The sequence below is a fragment of the Cytobacillus sp. QJM3NY_8 genome, assembly GCF_056173585.1.
The window spans coordinates 4981636-5003398 of sequence record NZ_CM149681.1 but is presented as its reverse complement, the minus strand read 5'-3'; the positions used below and the strand labels follow the sequence as shown (position 1 = coordinate 5003398).

Genomic DNA, 21763 nt, shown 5'->3' with positions numbered 1-21763 from the left:
CGGAAAAGTTAGAAAACTCTTGAATTAATAAAAAATAACCGCTACACTTATAATATACAGTTTTTCGTATATTGATTAAAGGTAAAGAGGTATTACATTATGAGCCGTATTTGGGAAAGTTTATATTCAAAGAATGGGCTGGCTGCAAAGTTTATTGCAAAGGAGCTTATTCAGTTTTCAGAGGGAGAGAGAATCCCCCGCGTAAGTGATTTTACGGAAAAGCTATCCTTGGGCCGGGGAACTGTTCAGGGGGCATTAAGAGTGCTGGAAGATTTGCATGCCATAGCTCTTGAATCCAGAGGGCATCTTGGGACCTTTCTGAAGAAGAGGGACATCAACCTGCTGTATGAGATTGCCGGGATCGGACCAGTGATGGGCGTAATGCCGCTGCCTTATTCCCGCAAGTATGAGGGATTGGCGACTGGCATTGTCGAAGGGTTTGAGGAAATCAACAAAAAGTCTGGCCTTGCTTATATGAGAGGGGCGAGAAGGCGGATCGAATCATTAAAAACCCGGCGCTACGATTTTGCGATCATGTCTCAGCTGGCGGCAGAAGAGGCAGTGCAGGAGTTTGAGGGCCTGGAAATTCTCCATACACTTGGGCCCGAGACCTATGTAACGTCCCATAGAGTCTTTTTTTCAGATAGCAAAAACAGCGAGATTACTGATGGCATGAAGATAGGAATTGATTATTCATCTGCCGACCAGGCAAATATTACCCTCCTTGAATGTGAAAAGCACAAGGTTGAACTGATAAAGGTGGACTATATGCAGCTTTTCAATATGCTGAAAAACGGCAGTATTGATGCAGCGGTCTGGAATGCAGATGAAGCGAGGGCGCTAAAAACGTTTGCCTCCTCTGACTTTAAATCAAAAAAGGCAAAGGAACTGGCCATAAAAGCAACCACAGCAGCCATTGTCATAGAAAGTGAAAGAACAAATATCAGGGAACAAATCCAGCTCCTCCAGTTTAATAAAGTGGAAGAGACCCAAAGGCTGGTGGAGGAAGGAAACAAGTATCCTCACTATTAAGAAACTGAAGTTCTAGTTTCTTATCAGCACTAATATACTAAATACTGTATTCTGGAGGGATTTAAACATGGATTTAAATCAATTGAAAGAAAGAATGGACATTCTTTTAGCTTCATCTGTTGTCAGTACCAAAGCAGCTGATATAAGCACGTTAGCGTTTATGCATTTACAGTCACACTTGAAAAAAGATGCCATAGATGGAGCTGAAATGCTGTTCACCCATTTGCCGACAGCTCTGACGAGAATTGAAAAGGGTGAACAGGTTGAGGCTCCCCATCCTGCCTTGCTGGATGAAGTTAAACAGTCACTAGAAGCATCAGTGGCAATAAAAGAAATCGATTACGTACAGCAGCTATGGAAGAATCAGCTCCCCCAAGAAGAAATCGATTTTCTGGTCATACATTACACAAATGTACTGCAAATCAACAAAGGAGGAAATTAAGATGAAAATTGTAGTTGGCGGACAGGTTGATAAAAAAGAGATTGAGAGCTTGATAAAAGAGATTGATAGCAGCATAACGACGATGGTCAAGTCGGATCTGGAGGCTGCGATGGCTGTTAAGACGGGACAGGCAGATTATTATGTGGGAGCCTGCCACACAGGAGGCGGCGGAGCTTTGGCCATGGCGATTGCACTACTAGGCAAGCCAAATTGCGAGACCGTCTCCATGCCAGGAAAAAAGCCTGTTGAGGAGAAAATTGTAATCGCTGTCAATGAAGGGAAGAAAGCGTTTGGATTTACAGCTGACCACAAAGAGACCGCAGTGCTTATGATTATCAAAGCTTTAAAGAATAAATAAAAGCTAATCCATTTTATCTGAGGGGGAAATAGAAATGGAAATGACGTTAATTATCCTGATTGGTGCCGTTGCTGCTGTTTTGGCCAATATGAATATTGCGGTTTTCAATGATGGGCTTCGTCCAATTGTCTCCGAACATGTGGAAGGCAGGATGACGAGAAGGGATCTTGCCTTCACTGCCTTTGCGATGAGCTTCGGCCTTGTAATCGGATTTGGAATACCTTTTACACTCTCGGCCAGTATCATCCTCGTTCACAGTATCCTGCTGGGAACAGATATTATCGGTTTGCTGACGCCGAAAAATAAATGGGGAACACCGCTTGCGGCTGTGATTGGCGGTGCTTATGGAGCAGGGCTGTTAATCGGACTTGAAGGCTTTGTGAAGCTGTTCGATTATCTGCCGCTTAATTTCCTTGAAGCGATGGGAGCCGTTGGAACACCGGTTGTCGTAACATTTATGGCATTCCCGGCGCTTGCGGTTGCTTTGCAGTTCAGCGTGAAAAAAGGGGTCATAACGTTTATCGTTTCAGCATTAATCCGTCAGCTCGCTGTCTGGCTGAATGAAAGCGGAGTCCTTACGATTTCAGGAACTACAGTAACACTGAACCAGGAAGGAATGGCCCTTATTACAGGAATGATCTTCCTTCTTGTATTTGCCATGAAGGAAAAGGCAGAAGAGGGCTCTTCCATCGACCTTGCCGCAGTATTCAGTGACAAAGTGGCTAAAATCAGAAAAAATGTCGTGTTCTTTATGATTATTGGCGGTCTTATTGCTGCTGCTACGAATCTATGGATCATGGCAGGAGATCCGATTTCTCTAAATCTATTAGCGGAAGGCAAAGCAACAGATGCCGGAATTGCAGCGGCTGCCCGTGCACTAGGTTTTATTCCGCTTGTAGCCAGTACAGCAATTGCAACAGGCGTATACAGCCCGGTCGGATTTACGCTCATTTTCGTCGTCGGATTTTTCTCCCCGAATGTTTGGGTGGCTTTAATCGGCGGGGTCATTATTATTTTCATTGAAGTTATGCTATTAAGTTCAATTGCGAGATTCCTTGATAAATATCCCGGTGTCCGTAATTCCGGAGAAAATATCCGCAGTGCGATGACCAAGCTTCTGGAAGTAGCCCTATTAATCGGCGGAGCAAATGCTGCTAATGCGATTGCGCCGGGGTTCGGATTCTTCTTCATCGCCGGATTCTATTTGCTGAATGAAGCGGCAGGACGTCCGATTGTCCGCATTGCGGTCGGCCCTGTGGGTGCCATTGCAGTCGGAATCATTGCCAATATTTTGGTTGCACTTGGAATCATGAACATACCTCAGTAAAGGAACCAAATAAAGAGAACGGAGTGGACAGCCATGATACAAACCGTACTTGGAAAAATTGCTCCGGAAGAATTGGGGATTTGCTCGGCTCACGAGCATCTCTCCATTGACCTTTCGCGAGTGAAAAAAGATCCGGATACCATACTGGATGATGAACAGGGCATGCGTGAGGAACTGGAGGACTTCTATCGTCTCGGCGGAAGGTCAATGGTGGAAGTGACGAATGACGGCATGGGCCGGGATGCTCATGTGCTAAAAAGGCTGAGTGAGGCAACAGGGGTTCACCTTATTACATGCACAGGCTTCTATAAAGATCCTTATATCCCCCATTTTGCAGATGGCTGGAATGCGGAGCAGTTTGCACAGCATTTTATAAAAGAAGCCAAGGAAGGGATTGCCGAAACGGGCATTCTCCCGGGTGTCATCGGGGAAGTGGGCACTAGCAAAAATGAAATGAAGCCGATTGAACGTGAGCTCTTAATTGGTGCCGCTATGGCTGGAGCCGAAACCGGCCTTCCGGTGACCACTCATACAACGCTCGGAACACTCGGGCTTGAGCAGGTGCAGCTGCTGACAAAGCATGGCCTTCCGGCTGATCAGATCATCATCGGCCATCAGGACCTTAACCCGAATAAAGACGAGGTTCTGGCTGTTTTGGAAACAGGAGCCTATATCGCTTTTGATACGATCGGAAAAAATAATTACCGTCCCGATGAAGAAAGAGCCGCTTTCCTCCTGGATTTCATAAACCTCGGGCTTGAAAAGCAAATTCTTCTTTCAGCAGACTTAACCCGCAGGTCGCATTGGAAAAAGCACGGAGGACCGGGATATGGACTTGTGCTGGAGACTTTTATTCCAAGATTGAAAGAATCAGGAGTTCCGGAAAGCATTCTTCATCAATTCCTGACCGTTAATCCATCCAGAGCTTTTTCAATAAGGGAGCGATCATAGTGTCCACATATAACCGAGCTGAATTAAAGTACGCAAAATCAATTTTGCCAAGCCTATCGATACAGGAAGCACAGGAAAAACAATTCAAACTGGTAGACAGAATGAGCCGCTATTTCAAAGGCAGGCAATTTCTTTCAATGGGAGACCTTGGTGTTTCTCCAGCTTATAAGCGTCCGGAACAGACGTATCTTGTGGAAAGAGTTCTGGCGGATTTCTTTGAAGCAGAAGACTGCGCCCTTGTCAGGGGAGCCGGAACAGGCGCGATTCGCAATATTCTAAGCATGCTTTTGTCTCCTGGAGATGAAATGTTCATTCACACTGCACCTGTTTATACGACGACAAAGGAAACGTTAAGGATATTGGGCATTAAAACCGTCCAGGCAGATTACAACCACCTCGAGGAGGTCAGAATGGCCATCAGAAGTAATCAAAATCCTAAGGTTTTTTACATTCAGCATGCACGCCAGCAGCCGACAGACCATTATCAATTGGCCGAAGTCATCAAAGCCGTGAAGGAAGAACGCCCGGATCTTCCAATCGTCGTGGATGACAATTATTGCGCGTTGAAGACAAAGGGAATTGGCGTGGAATTAGGAGCGGATTACTCAACCTTTTCCGGATTTAAGCTTCTCGGGCCGGAAGGAATTGCGGTCATTGCCGGCAAAAAAGAGGCCATCGAACGGGTGCATCACTATAACTACTCGGGCGGCGGCCAGGTTCAGGGCTACGAAGCCATGGAGCTTTTAAGAATGATGACATTTGCACCTGTATCGCTGGCTATTCAAAACGAGCAGGTGGAAGAGCTCTGCCGCCGTCTGAATGAAGGGGCTGTGAACGGGATTCGCGCCGCCTACATGACGAATGCCCAATCCAAAAATGTCATTGTAGAACTCGAAGATCCGATTGCCCAAAGAGTGATCAGCATCAGTGATGAGCATGGGGCGGCCACTCATCCGGTTGGGGCGGAATCAAAATATGAAATTATCCCGATGATTTACCGAGTTTCCGGCAGCTTTTTGGAAGCACAGCCCGAGCTGAAGGAATATGGACTGCGCATTAATCCGATGAAATCAGGAGCGGGCACGATCATCGGCATTTTGGAAAAAGTGATACCTCTTGCAAAAGAAGTGCAGCATCGTTGATACCCGTAAATAAAGGGGGAAGCTTCAATGTTTTTAGATGTAACAAAGCGCAGAAATCCTAAGCTTATTCAATCAGGTGTCACTTTGCACCAAAGCGGGCAAATACCCCCGAATACGTACGTGATTGACCTCGATATACTCGGAGAGAATGTAGAAGCTCTGGCAGAAAAGGCAAAAAATCATGACTTTACGCTTTATTTCATGAGCAAGCAGCTTGGAAGGCTTCCGTTTATAGGCCAATTTATTGCAGAGCACGGAATTGAAAGAGCGGTTGCTGTTGAATTCGACGAAGCCAAAACATTGGCAGAAGGCGGCGTTAAACTAGGAAATGTCGGCCACCTGGTTCAGCCGGGGAAAAATCAGTGGCCGGAAGTGCTGTTGTGGAATCCGGAAGTCATTACCCTATTTTCCCTTGCGCGTGCCAGACAGCTTTCTGATGCAGCTGTTCAATCAGGCATGGTGCAGGATGTACTTCTCAGGGTGTATGCAGAAGGCGATATGATTTATCCCGGACAGCAGGGCGGCTTTCGATTGGAAAAGCTGGATGAAGAGCTTCTCGAACTGGCCGGGCTTCCAGGGATTAACATAGCAGGCGTCACCACCTTCCCGAACCTTCAAATATCTCAGGACAGGAGAAGCATGGAGCCGACTCCTAACTTTAAAACCCTCCTAAAAGCAAAAGAGGTTCTGGAGAAAAAGGGCATTATTGTAAAGCAGGTAAACGGTCCAAGTGCGACCAGCTGTGAAACCATACCGTTCCTGGCAGAACAGGGTGTAACACATGGAGAACCGGGACATGCCCTCACCGGAACGACCCCGCTGCATGCTTACCGGAATCTCCCTGAGAAACCTGCCATTGTATATGTAACGGAAGTGTCCCACCAGGATCAGGAGCATTATTACGTCATTGGCGGCGGCTATTACGGACGCTCCCATTTAACCGGGTGTCTGGTCGGAAACAATGAAAAAGACATATTGAGGCAGTATGTAAAAGCAATCGAACCGGCTCCTGAAGCGATTGATTACTATGGCGCGATTGAGAAACCGAACGGCTTTAAGATTTCTGAAGGCGATACAGCTGTTTTCTCTTTCCGTACCCAGGTGTTTGTCACGAGGGCCCATATTGCCCTGGTAAAAGGAATTCAGAGCGGAAAGCCGGAATTGGTTCACTTTGAGAGGAAGTGGTAAGGATGGCAAAAGCAATTCTGCTGGTGATTGACAGCTTTGGCATCGGGGCAATGGAGGATTGCGGAGAGTACAGCCCTGCTGACTGCAGGGCCAATACCTATAAGCATATCCGGGAATCGGTTGATTTTTTAAACATACCAACTCTATATCAGCTTGGGCTGGGAACGCTTGTCGATGGCAAGGCAGCCCCTGCCAATGCTTACGGTTGCTCGGCACTGGCCCATCACGGGGCAGATACGTACCTCGGGCATCAGGAAATTGCCGGAAGCTGCCCGAAGCGCTCAAATAAAAGGCTGATGAAGGATATTCATCCGGATTTGGCACAAGCATTAATAGAAGCAGGCTGCCAGGTTGAATACCCATGGGAAGACAGGCCGGTGCTGCTGGTAAACGGTGCCTGTGTCATTGGGGATAATCTTGAATCTTCATTAGGAAATATCATCAATTTAACCGCTGATTTTAATAAAATGCCTTTCCAGGAGTTAAAGAAAGTCGGAAAGATTGTCCGCCAGAACGTAGACACCAGCCGTGTGATTGCTTTTGGAGGACCCTATACAACCATCGAACATATCCTGTCAGTTGTTCATGAAAAAAATTCCGGCCAGTGGGGAGTGGATGCCCCGAAGGCCAAGGTGTACGGCAAAGGCTATGAAGTCTATCACATGGGCTACGGTGTAAACATAGACGGACAATTTCCGATGATAGCTGCCAGACATGGCCTTAAAGTATATCGGATTGGCAAAACGGCCGATGTTTTGCATGGAGAAGGACCTGCAGATCCGATTGTGGATACCGAGAAGGTTTTGCGAGCTTTAGAGAAATCTTATTTGGGAGAAAAAGAGGACGCGGCGTTTCTGGTTAATGTACAGGAGACAGACCTGGCCGGACATGCTGAGGATGCCGAATGGTATGCCAGACTGCTGAATACAACCGACCAGTGGCTCGCAGAATTCCTGCCCAAGATGGCAGAGGAGGATCTAATAATTATTATGGCCGACCATGGCAACGACCCGACCATTGGCCATTCCAACCATACGAGAGAATACGTTCCAATACTCACTGCCGGGAAGCGGGTAAAACCGGTGAACATAGGGAAGCGTAATTCGATGGCTGACGTTGGGGCGACATTTAGCGAGTTTTTTAGATTGCCTGCGACTGAGGAAGGCGAGAGTTTTTTGGAAATGATTATTGATTGAGAGAGATGCTGGAGCCGAAATGGTTTCAGTATTTTTTGTGTATTTCCTGATTTTACTAGTGCTATTTTACTGGGTTAAAAGTTATAATCCATTTATGAAATATTTACTAATGGAGTGAAATATATGAAAAAGCTCAGCACTAGAATTGCAATGGTTATGGCGCTTGGAATGGCAATTGTTTTACTCGGCAATATTGCTATGCTCTACTTAAGCACGAAAAATTCAGTAGAGTCTTCTATTGAAAATTTTAGTATAAGCATTGCAGACAATATAGCTTCAAAGATGCAAACAGATAAGTATGAGGATTTTTTGAAGAATCCCGAACAGTCTGAGGCCTATTGGGATCTTCGGGAACAGCTGAATGATTTTCGGGAGAAAACGGGTGCGTTTTACGTTTATACTTTAATGGCCGATTCCGAGAAGAAAGAGCTCTTTATAATGGTTGATGGCCTGCCGAAGAACTCGGATATGGCTGCGGAAATTAAAACACCGACAACTGCTACAGCGTATGAAGATATTTCTCCTGTATTAGATGGAAAAGCATCAAGCTCACCGATCGTTCATGATCCGGAATATGGGGATTATCTTTCAGCGTTTGTACCAATTAAAGCCGATGGAAAAGTAATCGGGATATTGGGTGTCGACATCAATGCAGAGAATGTTAATAGTATTTCAGATCAAGTACTGCAAAAAGAGCTCCCTATGAACCTGGTGATAAATATACTGTTAATCCTTGCAGTTGTTGCCATACTGTCCTGGTTCGTCAAAAAAAGACTGCACCCTCTGCAGAATATCAGTTCAGCAGCCCAATTGATGGCTGATGGAGATCTTCGGGGTGCAGAAGAGAAGGCTAATTCCATTAAGGTAAAAGGGAATGACGAAATTGGTTTTGTTACAGAGTCATTCAAAAAAATGACGCATCATACAAAAGTGATGGTTGAAGATATAAAAGCATCTTCAGAAGCACTCTTGGTCTCCTCGGGTAAAATAGAAAACAAGATGGAAGAAATCAGCCAGGCAAGCAGCCTGATTGTCAGAGGGATTCAGGAAGTGGCAGGGGCTACTGATACACAGCTGATCAGAAGTGAGGAATCTGCGAAAGCAATAGAAGAAATGGCCATAGGCATACAGCGTATTGCGGAAGCTTCGACAGATGTGAGCGAACAATCCAATACAGTTACACAGCAGGTAAAAGAAGGATTTGATGAAATTCAATCCATCATCCGGCAGATCAATGAGATTAAAAAGACTGTAAATGATTCATCCCTATTTATAGAAGAGCTGGGTACGCAGGCTATTGAAATTGAGGATATTGTGAACCTGATTTCAGGCATAGCAGAGCAAACCAATCTGCTTGCATTAAATGCAGCCATTGAAGCAGCCAGAGCAGGCGAACATGGCAAAGGCTTCGCGGTTGTATCCCAGGAGGTTAAAAAGCTGGCAGAAGGCTCAAAAGCATCTGCTGCACAAATTGCCGAAAAGCTAAATCACTTTAGATCGTCCATTGAACAGGCAGTCGGAAATATGCATGCGAGCTCAGGTAAAGTGGAAGAAGGCACAGTTCTGGTCAATAGTGCCGGAGAGAAATTCAATCAGATTCTGCATGCTGTTGAAGGTGTTACTGGGGAAATTCAGGAGGTTTCTGCTGTAACAGAAGAGCTCTCTGCCGGATCAGAAGAGATTTCTGCATCCATTGATGAATTTGCGGGTCTGTCTAAAGACACAGCACAAATTTCCCGCGAAGTCGCAGCCTCAACAGACCAGCAGGAGGATGCGGTAGAAAAGATTTCAGAGCTGACCGTTCAGCTGAGTATGCTTTCTAAACAGCTGGAACAGTCGGTGGAGAAGTTTAGATTATAAGATGGAAGCCGTTCTCTATAGAGAGCGGTTTTTTATTTTGTTATTAAAAGTGAATGATATTCGAGAGAGAAGTTCTAGAAGTGACACCAAAAATGTCCCCTTTGTCCCGTTTGAAAAAATAAACCATTTGACTGAGTTTTCTCAGGGACCATCTAGGGAAACAAGCAAAGGTGAACTTATTACCTTATCAAAAGGGGGGCAGCCCTGCTCGACATATCTACATAAAGAGGAGTGTTCAAATGAATTACATAAAGTGGATCGCGGCAGCAGCCGCAATGGTATTTGTGCTGAGCTTCAGCCAGCCCAAGGCAGATGCCGCTGTTCTAAAGAATGGCTCAGCAGGCCCGGAAGTTACATATATTCAATCAGCATTGCAAAAGCTTGGTTACTTTAATACAGACAATACTGGGTATTATGGGACGGTAACAGAGAATGCAGTAAGAAACTTTCAATATGATTTCGGTTTAGCAGCTGATGGCATTGTAGGAGTTAACACAGCAGAAATGCTTAGAAATGTGGACATGCTGGCTCATGTGGTTTATGGGGAAGCGCGCGGGGAAAGCTATGAAGGCCAAGTGGCAGTTGCGGCTGTCGTTCTTAATCGTATGGAGTCCAATGAATTCCCGGATACTCTCTCAAATGTTATTTTTCAAAAGAATGCCATTACAGCTGTGAATGACGGTCAGTACTGGCTGCAGCCCGATGCTGAAGCTTATCAGGCAGTAAGAGATGCTTTTGATGGATGGGATCCAACTGGCGGTGCAGTCTATTATTACAATCCTTATACAGCTACAGATCAATGGATATTTACTAGAACAGTCATTAAACAAATCGGCAGTCACAATTTTGCCTACTAAATTGAGGCACCTTTCCTGTTCAAGCGGGGAAGGTGCCTTATTTAGTTCTTCTTATAATAAAAGAAAATCTGGTAATTTATATTACAAAAATATTAAAATCGCTTTAATCTGTAACATAAAAAGAGTTTTACTGAAATCTCTCTGTTATCTTATGGTGTTAATATGTTCCTATCAAGGGACATAAAGGAGATATCATGAAGAAATTAGTAATCTATCTAATCACAGCTGTTTTTCTATCGTTTGGATTTTCCAATGTCACTTCAGCCGCAGGAAATACGTATACAGTAAAAAAAGGGGACACGCTTTGGGCGATCTCTAAAAAACATAATGTTACCGTTAACCAAATTAAATCCTGGAATAAATTAAAATCAAATACAATCAAACCAAAACAAGTGCTAAAAGTTACTGCTTCATCGGCAAAAGCTGCGGCACCTAAAAAGACAGCTGTAAAGGCTGCATCAACGAAAGCCTATAAAGAAATTAAAGTGAAAGCGACTGCCTACACTGCCAGCTGCAAAGGGTGCAGCGGCATTACTTATACAGGAATCAACCTGAAAAAGAACCCGAACGCCAAGGTGATTTCGGTGGATCCGAAGGTTATTCCACTGGGATCAAAAGTTTATGTACCTGGATATGGAGAGGCAATTGCAGGCGACAAAGGCTCTGCAGTAAGAGGCAATAAAATTGACGTCTTTATTCCAAACAAACAGAAAGCCCTGCAATGGGGCAGCAAAACGGTTACTATTAAAGTTTATAAATAATAGAAATGAAGAGAATCTTCCTGGCGGGGATTCTCTTTTTGTTTGGGAAAAAATATCTCCGGTGCGCATCTGGGTTTTTAGACCTATTTATGAAACGGGAATATTTTCTCATTTTTACTTATTTACTCAATTTTTACAAATATCAGATTGTATACCAAAAAGAAGAGTGATTTACTAGAATGGTAGTGTCATGTAAACGTTTAAAATAAGGAAATAGGAGTGGATTACATGATTGGAAAGCAGCGGAAAAAGTTGCTTAGCTTTATTAGTGTCTTTGCTTTGATTCTTAGTCTTTTTAGTCCTTTTGCCACGGCAAGTGCAGAAGAAGTGAAGTCTGTGGCAGAAGCTATTGCGGATAATAACGGAGTTGCCACAGTCGAAGGTTATATTGTTGGAGTTACAAAGAGTACTTCAAGCTATAGCCATAGCGGTCCGTTTACAATGGCAACCAATATTGCCATGGCAGACTCACCCGATGAAAGAGATCCCGGTAAAATACTGCCGGTTCAGCTTCCGAGCGGGTATGTGAGATCAGGATTAAACCTGGTGGACAACCCTGATAACCTTGGAAAGAAAGTTCAAATTACCGGTTCACTGGAAGCCTACTTTACAGTTCCAGGATTAAAGAACTCATCGGCTTATTCTTGGGTGGAAGAAACAGACCCAACAAAGGTTTCAGCTGTAACTGCTTCCCCTGAAGCAGGTCCAGTTAAGCAGGGAACAGGTATTGTTTTATCGACAGAAACGGAAGGAGCAGTCATTCATTACACGGTGGATGGATCAGAGCCAACTTCTAAAAGTGATACATATACAGATCCTATTGTCATTAATGAAAGAACAACCATTAAAGCCTTTGCTGTTAAAGAAGGCTTAACAGACAGCAGAGTAGCTGAATTTACTTATACGCCTGCATTAGGCGGACTTCGCATTCATGATATTCAAGGTGCAGGGCATTATTCCGAATATGCCAACCAATATGCTGCGGATGTGGAAGGCATCGTCACAAAAGTGGCAGATGCAAACAATTTCTATATGCAGGACCTGCAGCCTGACCAGGATCCTAATACTTCTGAAGGAATTCTCGTTTACAAGAAAAATCACGGAGCACAAGCGGGCGATGTGGTTACAGTAACAGGACAGATTAAAGAATGGGTACTTGACGGCTATGCTGAAAAACTGGAGACAGATTTGCCTGTAACCGAAATTAATGCTTCAGCAATTAATAAAATAGCGTCAGGCCAGGAGCTTCCGGCTCCAGTCATTCTCAGTAAAGAAAACCTGCCAACTGAAGTGATCGATAATGACAGCTTTGGTGAGTTTGATCCGGAGCAGGATGGAATCGATTTTTATGAAAGCCTGGAAGGCATGCTTGTTCAGGTGGACAACCCTAAAGTAGTTGCGCCTCAAAAATACGGTGAGCTTGTGGTTGTTCCAGGAGATGTTGAAACAAACACAGCGGCAGGCGGACTGCGCATTTCAGAAAATGATTATAATCCTGAGAGAATCACATTGGATATTAACGATGAAGATTTTGTTGCCAAAATGGGCGACAGCTTTAAAGGCAGCGTCCAGGGTGTCGTCAGCTACGGATTCAGCAACTATAAAGTATTAAGTGATGCAGATTCATTGCCGGAATTTGAGGAAGGCCCTGCGGCAAGAGAAGAAACAAGTCTTATCCCTGAAGAAGATCAATTAACCATCGCGTCTTATAATGTTGAAAACTTCTCAACAAAAACGGATGCGGAAAAGGTTACGAGATTAGCAGAAGCAATCGTTAAAAATATGAAGCACCCGGATATCATTGGTCTGACAGAGGTTCAGGATAATGACGGACCAATAGATAGCGGCACAACAGAAGCCGATCTAAGTGCAGCATTATTAATTGAAAAAATAAAAGAACTGGGCGGTCCAGCTTACACATACACAGATATCGCTCCAGAAGATAAACAGGATGGCGGCCAGCCGGGAGGAAACATCCGTGTCGGCTTCCTTTATAACGCTGAAAGGGTAACATTATCGGAAGGCGAAAAAGGGTCAGCAACGGATGCGGTTGATTTTGAAGACGGCAAATTAACGCTAAACCCAGGACGCATTGATCCCTCCAATGAAGCATTTGAAGATAGCCGCAAAGCATTGGCGGCCCAGTTCGAATTCCAGGGCGAAAGCGTTATTGTTGTAGCTAACCATTTTAACTCGAAAGGCGGGGATTTTCCGTTATTCGGCAAAGTGCAGCCTCCCGTCTTAAACAGTGAAATTCAGCGCATGAAAATCGCTAACGTGGTTAACGGTTTCGTAAAGGAAGTAAAAGCAGAAGACCCTAATGCCAATATCGTCCTGCTTGGCGACTTTAATGATTTTGAATTCTCCAATCCTTTAAAGGCATTAAAGGGTGATGAATTAACCAACATGATTGAAAAAGTTCGGGCAGAAGAGCGCTATACGTACAACTACCAGGGAAATGCACAGGTGCTGGATCATATTTTAGTATCCAACAACCTTGCCAAGAAAACAGAGGTTGATATTCTTCATATTAACTCTGGCTTCATGGAAGAACACGGCCGTGCAAGTGACCATGACCCTGTCATGATTCAGACAAGCTTAAAGCCGGCAGTTAAACCGGAAGAGCCTAAATATGATCATGTTTTTAATCTAGTAAACTACCACGCGAAGAAATTCGTTGTTGGACCACATAATGCCTTGGTGATTATGGATGGAACATCCAGCCTCTCTCAAGGATTGTGGCTGAAGAAATCAGCCGCGGTTAAAGGCGATGGCCTGAAAAATACAAAAGTGGTTATCAGCTCTGCCAACAAAGGAGCAATTGTCGATTTAACAGGATCAGATATAAAGGAAGTCATGGTCGAAAGCAGCAAAGTTGTGGAAATCCGCGGTGCCGAAAATGTCCAAAAATGGACACTTGGGAAAAAAGCGGATCCGTCTCATATTATTTTCAAAGATTCGGAGGGGAAAGAAATAGATTCTCCATATGAGGAAGAGGAAGCAGCATAGCATTTAAAGCCGGAGTGTATTTACTTCGGCTTTCAATCCTCTTTTTAAAAATTTAGCATCTGAAAGGAGCAGCAATTCATGAAATTGCCTATTAAAGTATTATCAACAGTAGCCTTATCAGCAGCATTAACCATCTCTACAGCCGTTCCGGCAGGCCTGGTTTCAGCAAATGAATCATCAGCTGCAGATTTTACACTTTCCTTAATGCATACCAATGACTCACATGCCAATATGGACAGCGCCGCTAAAAAAGTGACAGCTGTAAAGGAAGTAAGAGAAGCAAATCCGGACGCCTTGCTTGTTGATGCAGGAGATGTTTTTTCCGGAACATTATATTTTAATAAATTCCTTGGACAAGCTGACCTGGAATTCATGAATCTGATGGGCTATGATATTATGACTTTCGGAAATCATGAGTTCGACTTGGGTTCAAGTGCAGAAGGGCATAAAGCACTGGCTGACTTTGTAAAAGGTGCACAATTCCCATTTGTCAGTTCGAACGTAGATTTTTCTAAGGATGCAAACCTGCAGGGATTATTCAGTGATGTGATATCAAGCGAACCTGCTAATGGAAAAATATATAATGGCATCATCAAAGAAGTTAATGGAGAAAAAGTAGGATTTTTTGGTTTGACTACAGCTGAGACGGCGAGTATTTCCAGTCCTGGTGATGTTACATTCGAGGACTATATCGAAGAAGCAGAAAAAGCAGTAAAAGCTTTCGAGGGTATGGGAATCAATAAAATTGTGGCTGTAACTCATATTGGTTATGATGATAATCCGAATGTGGATAATGATTTAACTTTGGCTGCTCAGGTAGATGGGATTGATGTGATTGTGGGAGGACACAGCCATACGCAATTAAATGAGCCAGTGGTTGTGGCAGCTGATGAAACAGGAGCAGCAAAGGACCCTACTGTCATTGTTCAAGCCGGCCAGTACAATAATTATCTCGGAACACTGGATGTACAATTTGATGAGGCAGGAACAGTAATTGGGCAAGCTGGTAAGCTTGTTAAAATATCGGATAAAGCAGAGGATCCTGAAGCTGCAGTGCTTCTTGAAAAATACTCCTCACAAATACAGGAATTAAAGAACACTGAAATTGGCGCAGAAACGGTGACTGCACTCGAGAATCCGCGGACAAGCGGAGATAGCACAGGACCAAGTGTACGGAAAAATGAAACAGCGCTAGGCAACCTAATTACAGACGGCATGCTTGCAAAAGCCAAGCAGTATAACAGCAATGTCATCATGGCTCTTCAAAATGGAGGCGGTATTCGTGCAGGGATTGACGCAGGACCAATCACTGTTGGAGAAGTGATAACTGTTCTCCCATTTGGCAACACATTAGCAACTATGGAGCTGACGGGAGCTGAACTAAAAGAGGCTTTTGAAATCAGTATGGGTCAGTATCCGGCAGAAAACGGCGGCTTCCTGCATGTGTCCGGTGCAAAAGTAGAATTTGACTCCACAAAGCCTGCCGATGAGCGAATCGTTTCGATCGCTTATAAAAATGATCAGGGCACATACACAGAAATCCAGGATAATCAAACATACACAATCGCTACCAATGCTTTCACAGCCAAAGGCGGAGATGGTTATACAGTTTTCGCAAAAGCATACCAGGAGGGACGGGTAACAGATCTTGGACTTTCCGACTGGGAAAACTTTGCGGAACACCTATCCAGCCTGGGTACTATCACACCAGCAGTGGAGGGCAGAATTGTAGATGTTGACAGTCTGCCGCCAGTAACAGAGCTGGATTTTGAAAAGAAATATAATCTTACTGATGATAAAAAGAAGAAGCTAGTAGTGAACAAGGTTTCTTTTATTAATGTAGAAGAATCCGCAGAAATCAAAAACGGCATCTGGCTCAAAAACTCTGCTGTATTGCAGGGCAAAGGACTTAAGAACGTGAGTGTCCGTGTAACACCAAAGAAAGAGCCGATCATCGTAGACTTTAGCGGTGCAGAAGTGAAGGAAGTCATTGTTGAGAAAAGCGATTTAGTAGAGCTTAGAGGGGCAGAAAACGTTAAAAAGATTAGTTATCGTAAGTAATAGAAAATTAGTATCGAAGATGAAACTGCACACCGTAGATAGTGTGCAGTTTTCTTTTAATGGCTCAAATGCTTCCTCCCTTTTGCTGCTCTTTTTGATATGATGGATTTAATATATTAAATGGTAATAATTTTGGAGGAGCAGGTATGGCTGGTATAAAATCAATAAACCTCGATGGGGAAGAAATCTATGTGTTTAACAGTGCCATCTATATTTTTGAATCGTCTGAAGGAAGTACGCTGGAAGTGGATCTGATTGTGAGCGAGGTTACTCTAAGAAAATATCAAGACAGGGAAAGCCTGATCACGGAAATTGAATTGGAAGATGGGCGATCACTAAGTTCATTTATGTTTCTAAAATCTGTACCGGGCAAGCTGCCAAGGTTAAGCTTATTTTGCGAACTTGATCCGGAGGAGTCATACGAAGGTGTTTTAAGAATAAATGAGGAACATCTGGACTTTCCGGATATTGAGGAGGGCATGACGTTAGAAGAAATCCGAAGAGTGGAAATGCCGAATGAAAAAATCACACTTAAATTAAACCTGCCGATTAACCAGGTGGAATGGCTGAAGGGGCAGAAAAATAAGGAATTGAATCAGCTTTTTAGAGAGCTATTAGAAGAGTATCTGGAAAGGGCAGAATAATCCTATCAAACTCTTGATTGAATCGAGCTTCTGTATGGGAAATGTACCAGAGGCTGTAAAAAGAGCAGGCTTTTAGCGTTATGGTGAACCTGAAAATAGAATTATAGAACCTGAAAATAGAATTATAGAACCTGAAAATAGAATAATCAAATTTGCAAATAGGCAATTAAATTCTGCAAATAGACTATCAAATACCGCAAATTGATCCTTATATAAAAGGAAAACCGAGCTGCCACTCAGCTCGGTTTATTTATTCTTGTTAATTAATCGTCCCGCGATCCACCTGTTCATATAAAATCCCCATATTGTTCTTCACCTTTTTGGATACCTCGCACAAAGCATCAATCGCTTCAGCTTTATGGTTTCCTAATTGATAAACCACATCATCAAATAGCATTTCCATCTCTCTTAAAATGGCGATGGATGCAAGGTTATAGAGGTGGACATTATAATAGCCGCTGTTATTGAATATAGCTGTCTCGACATAAGGCCTGAAATTCTCTAATAGAGTAGGGTACTCCGCCATTAATCGGTCCAATCCTTTTCTGATGCCTTCAATCGTGCCGGCAAATTCATCCAAAGGCTCCAGCGCGTTGTGGACACTGTTTCTGATTTTATCATCAAAGTCCGAAAACAGGCCGAATAATTTGCCGGGGATAGTATAGTCCAAAGCGAATTTGGTTGCGCCTTTGATGGTGCTTGATAGGAGTTCCAATGCATTTTCAACATTCAGAGTGATTACCCATGCTTTATGCAATAAAGGCAAGAGGAGTGCATGAGTTGATCTGCTAAAGGCAGTATAAGCGGTATCCATCTGGAATTCCTTAATCTTCATCCTCAGCTCCATATAGGGGGAATCTTCCAATTTATACGTATTCGTTCCCTGTACGGATATTGAATTGGAATGAGAGGATTTGCTTCTGATGGAATGCCCGAGGGAAAGGTCCCTGTCATGAAAATTAGCGGCAACGTCCTGGACTTGTTTCTGGTATTCGCTGATATGTGAAAGAAGTTTATCCCTATTATGATTGACAATCCCATAATGGGCTTTTAACTCACTGACTACAGCATCATACCAGAGTTCTTTTCCGCCCTCAAACAGCTCCGGGATTTTATTGGAAATAATCCTGATAAGGCTTTTGGAAAGATCCTGCACATCTGCTTTCAAATCATACAAAAAGCTGCGGATTTCATTAAAGATGCTTTCCACACTGACGTTAGTCCGGAAGATATGTTCAAGCAGCTCGGCAGGCGGAGAATTCAGTATATAATTCAGTGATTTAGCATGACTTTCCGCCACATTTAACAAAGAAACCAAATGATCAATTTCGGCCGTTAATCGATTGCTGATGGAGGTAATCCCCATAAACAGCGGTTCACTGATCAGATTTTCAAACATCTCTTCGAAAATGTTCTGCAGGTGGCTGAGCCGTTCATAATAACGGTTTGCTTCATCGTCTACTATGGCAACCGAATTGCCCAGGTACTCGTGAGCAAGGTTCAGTCTCTCTGTAACATGATTTTGCAGGGAAGAGGCAAGCAGATCCAGATTCTCCTTGTTGATCTCGATGCGTTCTGAGTGCCCGCCATAGAGCGGTACTCCTGTCCAGATGCTTGATACGATATGGGCATCAGCATCCACATAGATTTTGCCATAGCCCGGCTTGCCGACTTCTCCAATAACATAGAACTGAGTGCCATCTTCATTCCTCAGATAGCCTGTATGGTTTGTAGAAAGCTTTGAGAATTCAGGAATCCCATTGAAGATTTCATACTGTTTGCCTGGAATCCTGCCATGCAGATCCAATGCAATCAAAGTCTGAGTCAGCACATCGTAGCTGCTGAAGTAGTTTGTAATGTTATCGTAGGTTTTATCAGGGTCCATCATTCCCTCGGGAAGGAGTGCAGGGTTAAGTGTAACGGCCTTAACCTCTGGATTTTCAATTGCGACGGCACCTACTAAACCGCCTCCAAGAGAATTTCCTGCAATCGACTGGACGCCGCCAACCTGTTTAAATTCATTGTTCATTTCGTTATAGTAGTTTCTTGCTGCAGCTAGCTGTGCAGGTGTCAGGTCACTTAAAAGCTGGGCATCAGTAAGTATATCCTGTTTTCCATATTTTCCATGTGCATCCGTACCGACATAAATGATGGATATTTCTTTTGTTTCCACATTTACTACCGTCATCGCATCTAAACCTGTCGGGTCTTGATAATGTGTATTAATAACTTTATAAGCCTTGCCATTTACTTCGATTCTCGATTCCACTAATGGGTAAGTGTATGCATGGTACCCTGCCAATTCCACCAAATCTTTGTCATTATTGACGGATACTTCTTTATTTATATTGGGTGAACCCTTAATTGTAGTCATGTATTCACCTGCTTCTACTCTTTAATAATATAATCGGGAAAAGCTCGCTTCAGGGAATTGTCTTTAGCACCTTCAGATGTTTCTGCATGAATAAAGTTATCGTTTAAATAGAAGCTATATGTCCCTTTAGGAATGTTATTCATTTCTTCAAGATCTTTTGTAACTTGATTAAATACCTCGCTACTAGGTTCTGCTTGCTTATCCTTCATGAATAACTGGATATTAATCTGAAAGTTTTCTTTATCGAATAAGCTTTCATCGTAGGCATCTTTTAAGTTGTTAATGCTTTCCTCTGGATTTTGTAAATATAGGTCATACACAGGCTTAATGGCTGCATCCTCAGAAGCTGTTGAAATAAAGTAATAAGGTGTCATAAAGCCATGTCCGCCCACATTTTGCAGGGCCTCTTCAGTTTTCCCGGTGATTTGCCCCTTTTCAGCAAGTGAATTGAGGTAATGGTCAAGCTGACCAAACTCTTCTTTAAAAATCATATGATATAACCCGCCTTGGATGGCGTTTTGAACCTGATATTGATCGGCCCGAATATTACCAATATCCACTTTTTCTGATATTTCATCAATGGGTACGACAGCGTAGGTATAAAAATGCGGTTCTCCAGCAGACTCCACAAACACGGTTGCCCCATCCTTAGCACCAACCACATTATGCACCGTTACATCGGTCTTGTATTTCTCCTGAAAAAACTTGATTGCAGCTTCCTCTATCTGTTCAATGTTCTCTTCGGCAATTTTGTTCGTCACTTTTCCATATGGAAGTGCATAGCCTTCCCCGGTATAATCCTGAACACTTACCATTGTTTCTCCAGAAGGAGCAGCCTGTGTTTCTTTTGGTTTTTCACTTTCCTGATTGTTATTTGCGCTATTCATTCCAGAACATCCTCCAAGCATTAATGATATGCCAACACTGCAGAGTAAAATTTTTGTTTTCTTGTGCATTCGTTAAAGGTCCTCCCTAAAGGAATGTGCCATTCAGAGTATATCCCTTATTTTAGCGGATGGAGTTATATTTTTACAGTTTAAACGTGGAAAATTACACTTTTTAGGTAAAAATAGGGATAAAGTCAGGGGGTGAATAGGGAGGATTATACTAAAAATTTGTCTCATGCTGTATAAAAATTCACTAAACGACATTTTAATAGTTAAAAGTTTATTTTGAATTTTCTAATAACATGTGTATAATACATTTAAGGTAATGAAACGGAAAATGTCCGAAATAAAATTCAACAAGGGGGATCCATATGGACAGCAGCTTTATAGAGAAGATAACTCCCCAGCTAATCAATTGGCGGCGCACTTTGCATGCACTGCCTGAGCTGGGGTTCATGGAGTACATCACTACATACCGGATCGGAAAAGAACTGGAAAAGATGGGTTTCAAGCTTTATTTAGGGATAGACGCGCTTGAAGAGAATTCCCGTATGGGGCTTCCTGCACAAGCTGATCTAGAAGCTCAAGAGAAAAAGGCGAGGGATTGGGGTGTTGAAGAGTCCTGGCTCGATCAAATGCGCGGCGGAAATACCGGGCTTGTGGCCGTCTGGGATACTGGCAGAAACGGAGACCATGTTGGTTTCCGCTTTGATATTGACGCATTGCCAATAAACGAATCGACAGATCCTGCACATCGTCCAGCCAAATACGAATTTGGCTCGAAAGAAGAGAATGTGATGCACTCGTGCGGACATGACGGACATACTGCCATCGGACTTGGGGTAGCCCAGTATATTTCTTCCCATGGGGATCAACTAAAGGGCCGCTTTACCCTTTTGTTTCAGCCGGCTGAAGAAGGTGGAAGAGGGGCTCGGGCAATGACAGACAAGGGCTGGCTTGATGATGTCGATTATTTTTATTCAGGCCACATCGGCATTCAATCCCTGCCCGTAGGAACAATTGCAGCCACAACGCCGGGATTCCTGGCTTCAACTAAATACAATGCTTATTTTAAAGGTGTTTCCTCACATGCCGGCATTAATCCGGAGCTCGGGAAAAATGCTTTATTGGCGGCGACAACGGCTGCTAACAACCTCTATGGCATTCCGCGCCATCATGATGGCGTCACCAGGGTGAATGTTGGGAAGCTTGCTGCAGGCAGCGGCCGGAACATCATCCCGGGAGACAGTTATATGGAAATAGAAGTGCGGGGTGAGACACCGGAGATTGCTCAATATATGGCTGAAAAAGCGACCCGGATTATTAAGGCGGCAGCAGATATGCATGATGTGTCCTGCACAATCGAAGCAGTCGGAGTTACGGAAGTGGTTGTCTGTGATAAAGAGCTGATACCCAAAATCACCGAATGGTGTGCATCAAGCGAGCTTGTGAAAGAAGTGCTTCCTTCAGTCCCTGTCTCCGGATCGGAAGATGTCAGCTTTATGATGAATAGGGTCCAGAAGCATGGCGGCAAAGCTACGTTTATGCTGTTTGGAACGAAGCTTGATTATCCTCACCACCATCCTCAATTCGATTTCGAGGAAGAGGCTTTACTAGTTGCGGTTGATGCTTACATTCACATCTTAAATGGCGGATCAGCCATTTAAATTAAAG

General features: G+C 43.6%; 17 protein-coding genes. 15 read left to right on the top strand and 2 right to left on the bottom strand.

Features of this window, described 5'->3' with window-relative positions; translation table 11 throughout:
* Positions 1-99: 99 nt before the first annotated feature.
* From yhfZ to AC0VZ9_RS25375, 14 genes are all read left to right on the top strand, one after another.
* Positions 100-1032, top strand: a complete 933-nt coding sequence (gene yhfZ / locus AC0VZ9_RS25440; protein ID WP_009332154.1) for a GntR family transcriptional regulator YhfZ — start codon at positions 100-102, stop codon at positions 1030-1032.
* Positions 1033-1099: 67 nt separating this feature from the next.
* On the top strand, positions 1100-1474 hold the full coding sequence (locus AC0VZ9_RS25435; RefSeq protein ID WP_009332153.1) for a PRD domain-containing protein: 375 nt from the start codon (positions 1100-1102) through the stop codon (positions 1472-1474).
* Position 1475: 1 nt separating this feature from the next.
* Positions 1476-1832 (top strand): DUF2620 domain-containing protein, encoded by a 357-nt coding sequence (locus AC0VZ9_RS25430; RefSeq protein WP_475396907.1) that lies wholly within the window; start codon positions 1476-1478, stop codon positions 1830-1832.
* Between the two features lie 34 nt (positions 1833-1866).
* Positions 1867-3159, top strand: coding sequence for a YhfT family protein (locus AC0VZ9_RS25425; protein ID WP_217026567.1), 1293 nt, complete (start codon positions 1867-1869; stop codon positions 3157-3159).
* A gap of 33 nt (positions 3160-3192) precedes the next feature.
* Positions 3193-4110, top strand: coding sequence for a phosphotriesterase family protein (locus AC0VZ9_RS25420; protein ID WP_019380670.1), 918 nt, complete (start codon positions 3193-3195; stop codon positions 4108-4110).
* Entirely contained in the window at positions 4110-5252 is a 1143-nt protein-coding gene (locus AC0VZ9_RS25415; RefSeq protein WP_475396906.1) for an aminotransferase class V-fold PLP-dependent enzyme, read from the top strand. The genes AC0VZ9_RS25420 and AC0VZ9_RS25415 overlap by 1 nt, the downstream gene beginning before the upstream one ends.
* 27 nt (positions 5253-5279) lie before the next feature.
* Positions 5280-6440, top strand: coding sequence for a YhfX family PLP-dependent enzyme (locus AC0VZ9_RS25410; protein ID WP_019380672.1), 1161 nt, complete (start codon positions 5280-5282; stop codon positions 6438-6440).
* A gap of 2 nt (positions 6441-6442) precedes the next feature.
* On the top strand, positions 6443-7636 hold the full coding sequence (locus tag AC0VZ9_RS25405) for a phosphopentomutase (protein ID WP_019380673.1): 1194 nt from the start codon (positions 6443-6445) through the stop codon (positions 7634-7636).
* Between the two features lie 123 nt (positions 7637-7759).
* Entirely contained in the window at positions 7760-9496 is a 1737-nt protein-coding gene (locus AC0VZ9_RS25400) for a methyl-accepting chemotaxis protein (protein ID WP_475396905.1), read from the top strand.
* 239 nt (positions 9497-9735) lie between these two features.
* Positions 9736-10353: a cell wall hydrolase gene (locus tag AC0VZ9_RS25395; protein ID WP_019380675.1), complete on the top strand. Its 618-nt coding sequence runs from the start codon at positions 9736-9738 to the stop codon at positions 10351-10353.
* A 194-nt stretch (positions 10354-10547) separates the two neighbouring features.
* Positions 10548-11114 carry a 3D domain-containing protein gene (locus tag AC0VZ9_RS25390; RefSeq protein WP_019380676.1) on the top strand — a complete coding sequence of 189 codons (567 nt, stop codon included), beginning with the start codon at positions 10548-10550 and terminating at the stop codon, positions 11112-11114.
* A gap of 228 nt (positions 11115-11342) precedes the next feature.
* A complete protein-coding gene (locus AC0VZ9_RS25385; protein ID WP_475396904.1) occupies positions 11343-14123 on the top strand; it encodes a DUF6359 domain-containing protein in 2781 nt (926 codons plus the stop codon).
* Between the two features lie 78 nt (positions 14124-14201).
* A complete protein-coding gene (locus tag AC0VZ9_RS25380; RefSeq protein ID WP_475396903.1) occupies positions 14202-16184 on the top strand; it encodes a bifunctional metallophosphatase/5'-nucleotidase in 1983 nt (660 codons plus the stop codon).
* Between the two features lie 146 nt (positions 16185-16330).
* Positions 16331-16828, top strand: a complete 498-nt coding sequence (locus AC0VZ9_RS25375) for a hypothetical protein (protein WP_475396902.1) — start codon at positions 16331-16333, stop codon at positions 16826-16828.
* 259 nt (positions 16829-17087) lie between these two features.
* Here AC0VZ9_RS25375 and AC0VZ9_RS25370 read toward each other — a convergent pair whose 3' ends face one another.
* Together AC0VZ9_RS25370 and AC0VZ9_RS25365 are read right to left on the bottom strand one after the other, a co-directional pair.
* Positions 17088-19202: an SA1320 family protein gene (locus AC0VZ9_RS25370; RefSeq protein WP_475396901.1), complete on the bottom strand. Its 2115-nt coding sequence runs from the start codon at positions 19200-19202 to the stop codon at positions 17088-17090.
* Positions 19203-19216: 14 nt separating this feature from the next.
* Positions 19217-20089: a DUF1672 family protein gene (locus tag AC0VZ9_RS25365; RefSeq protein ID WP_475396900.1), complete on the bottom strand. Its 873-nt coding sequence runs from the start codon at positions 20087-20089 to the stop codon at positions 19217-19219.
* A 371-nt stretch (positions 20090-20460) separates the two neighbouring features.
* Between AC0VZ9_RS25365 and AC0VZ9_RS25360 the strand changes: the two genes are divergently transcribed.
* Entirely contained in the window at positions 20461-21756 is a 1296-nt protein-coding gene (locus AC0VZ9_RS25360; protein WP_475396899.1) for an amidohydrolase, read from the top strand.
* Positions 21757-21763: the final 7 nt, after the last annotated feature.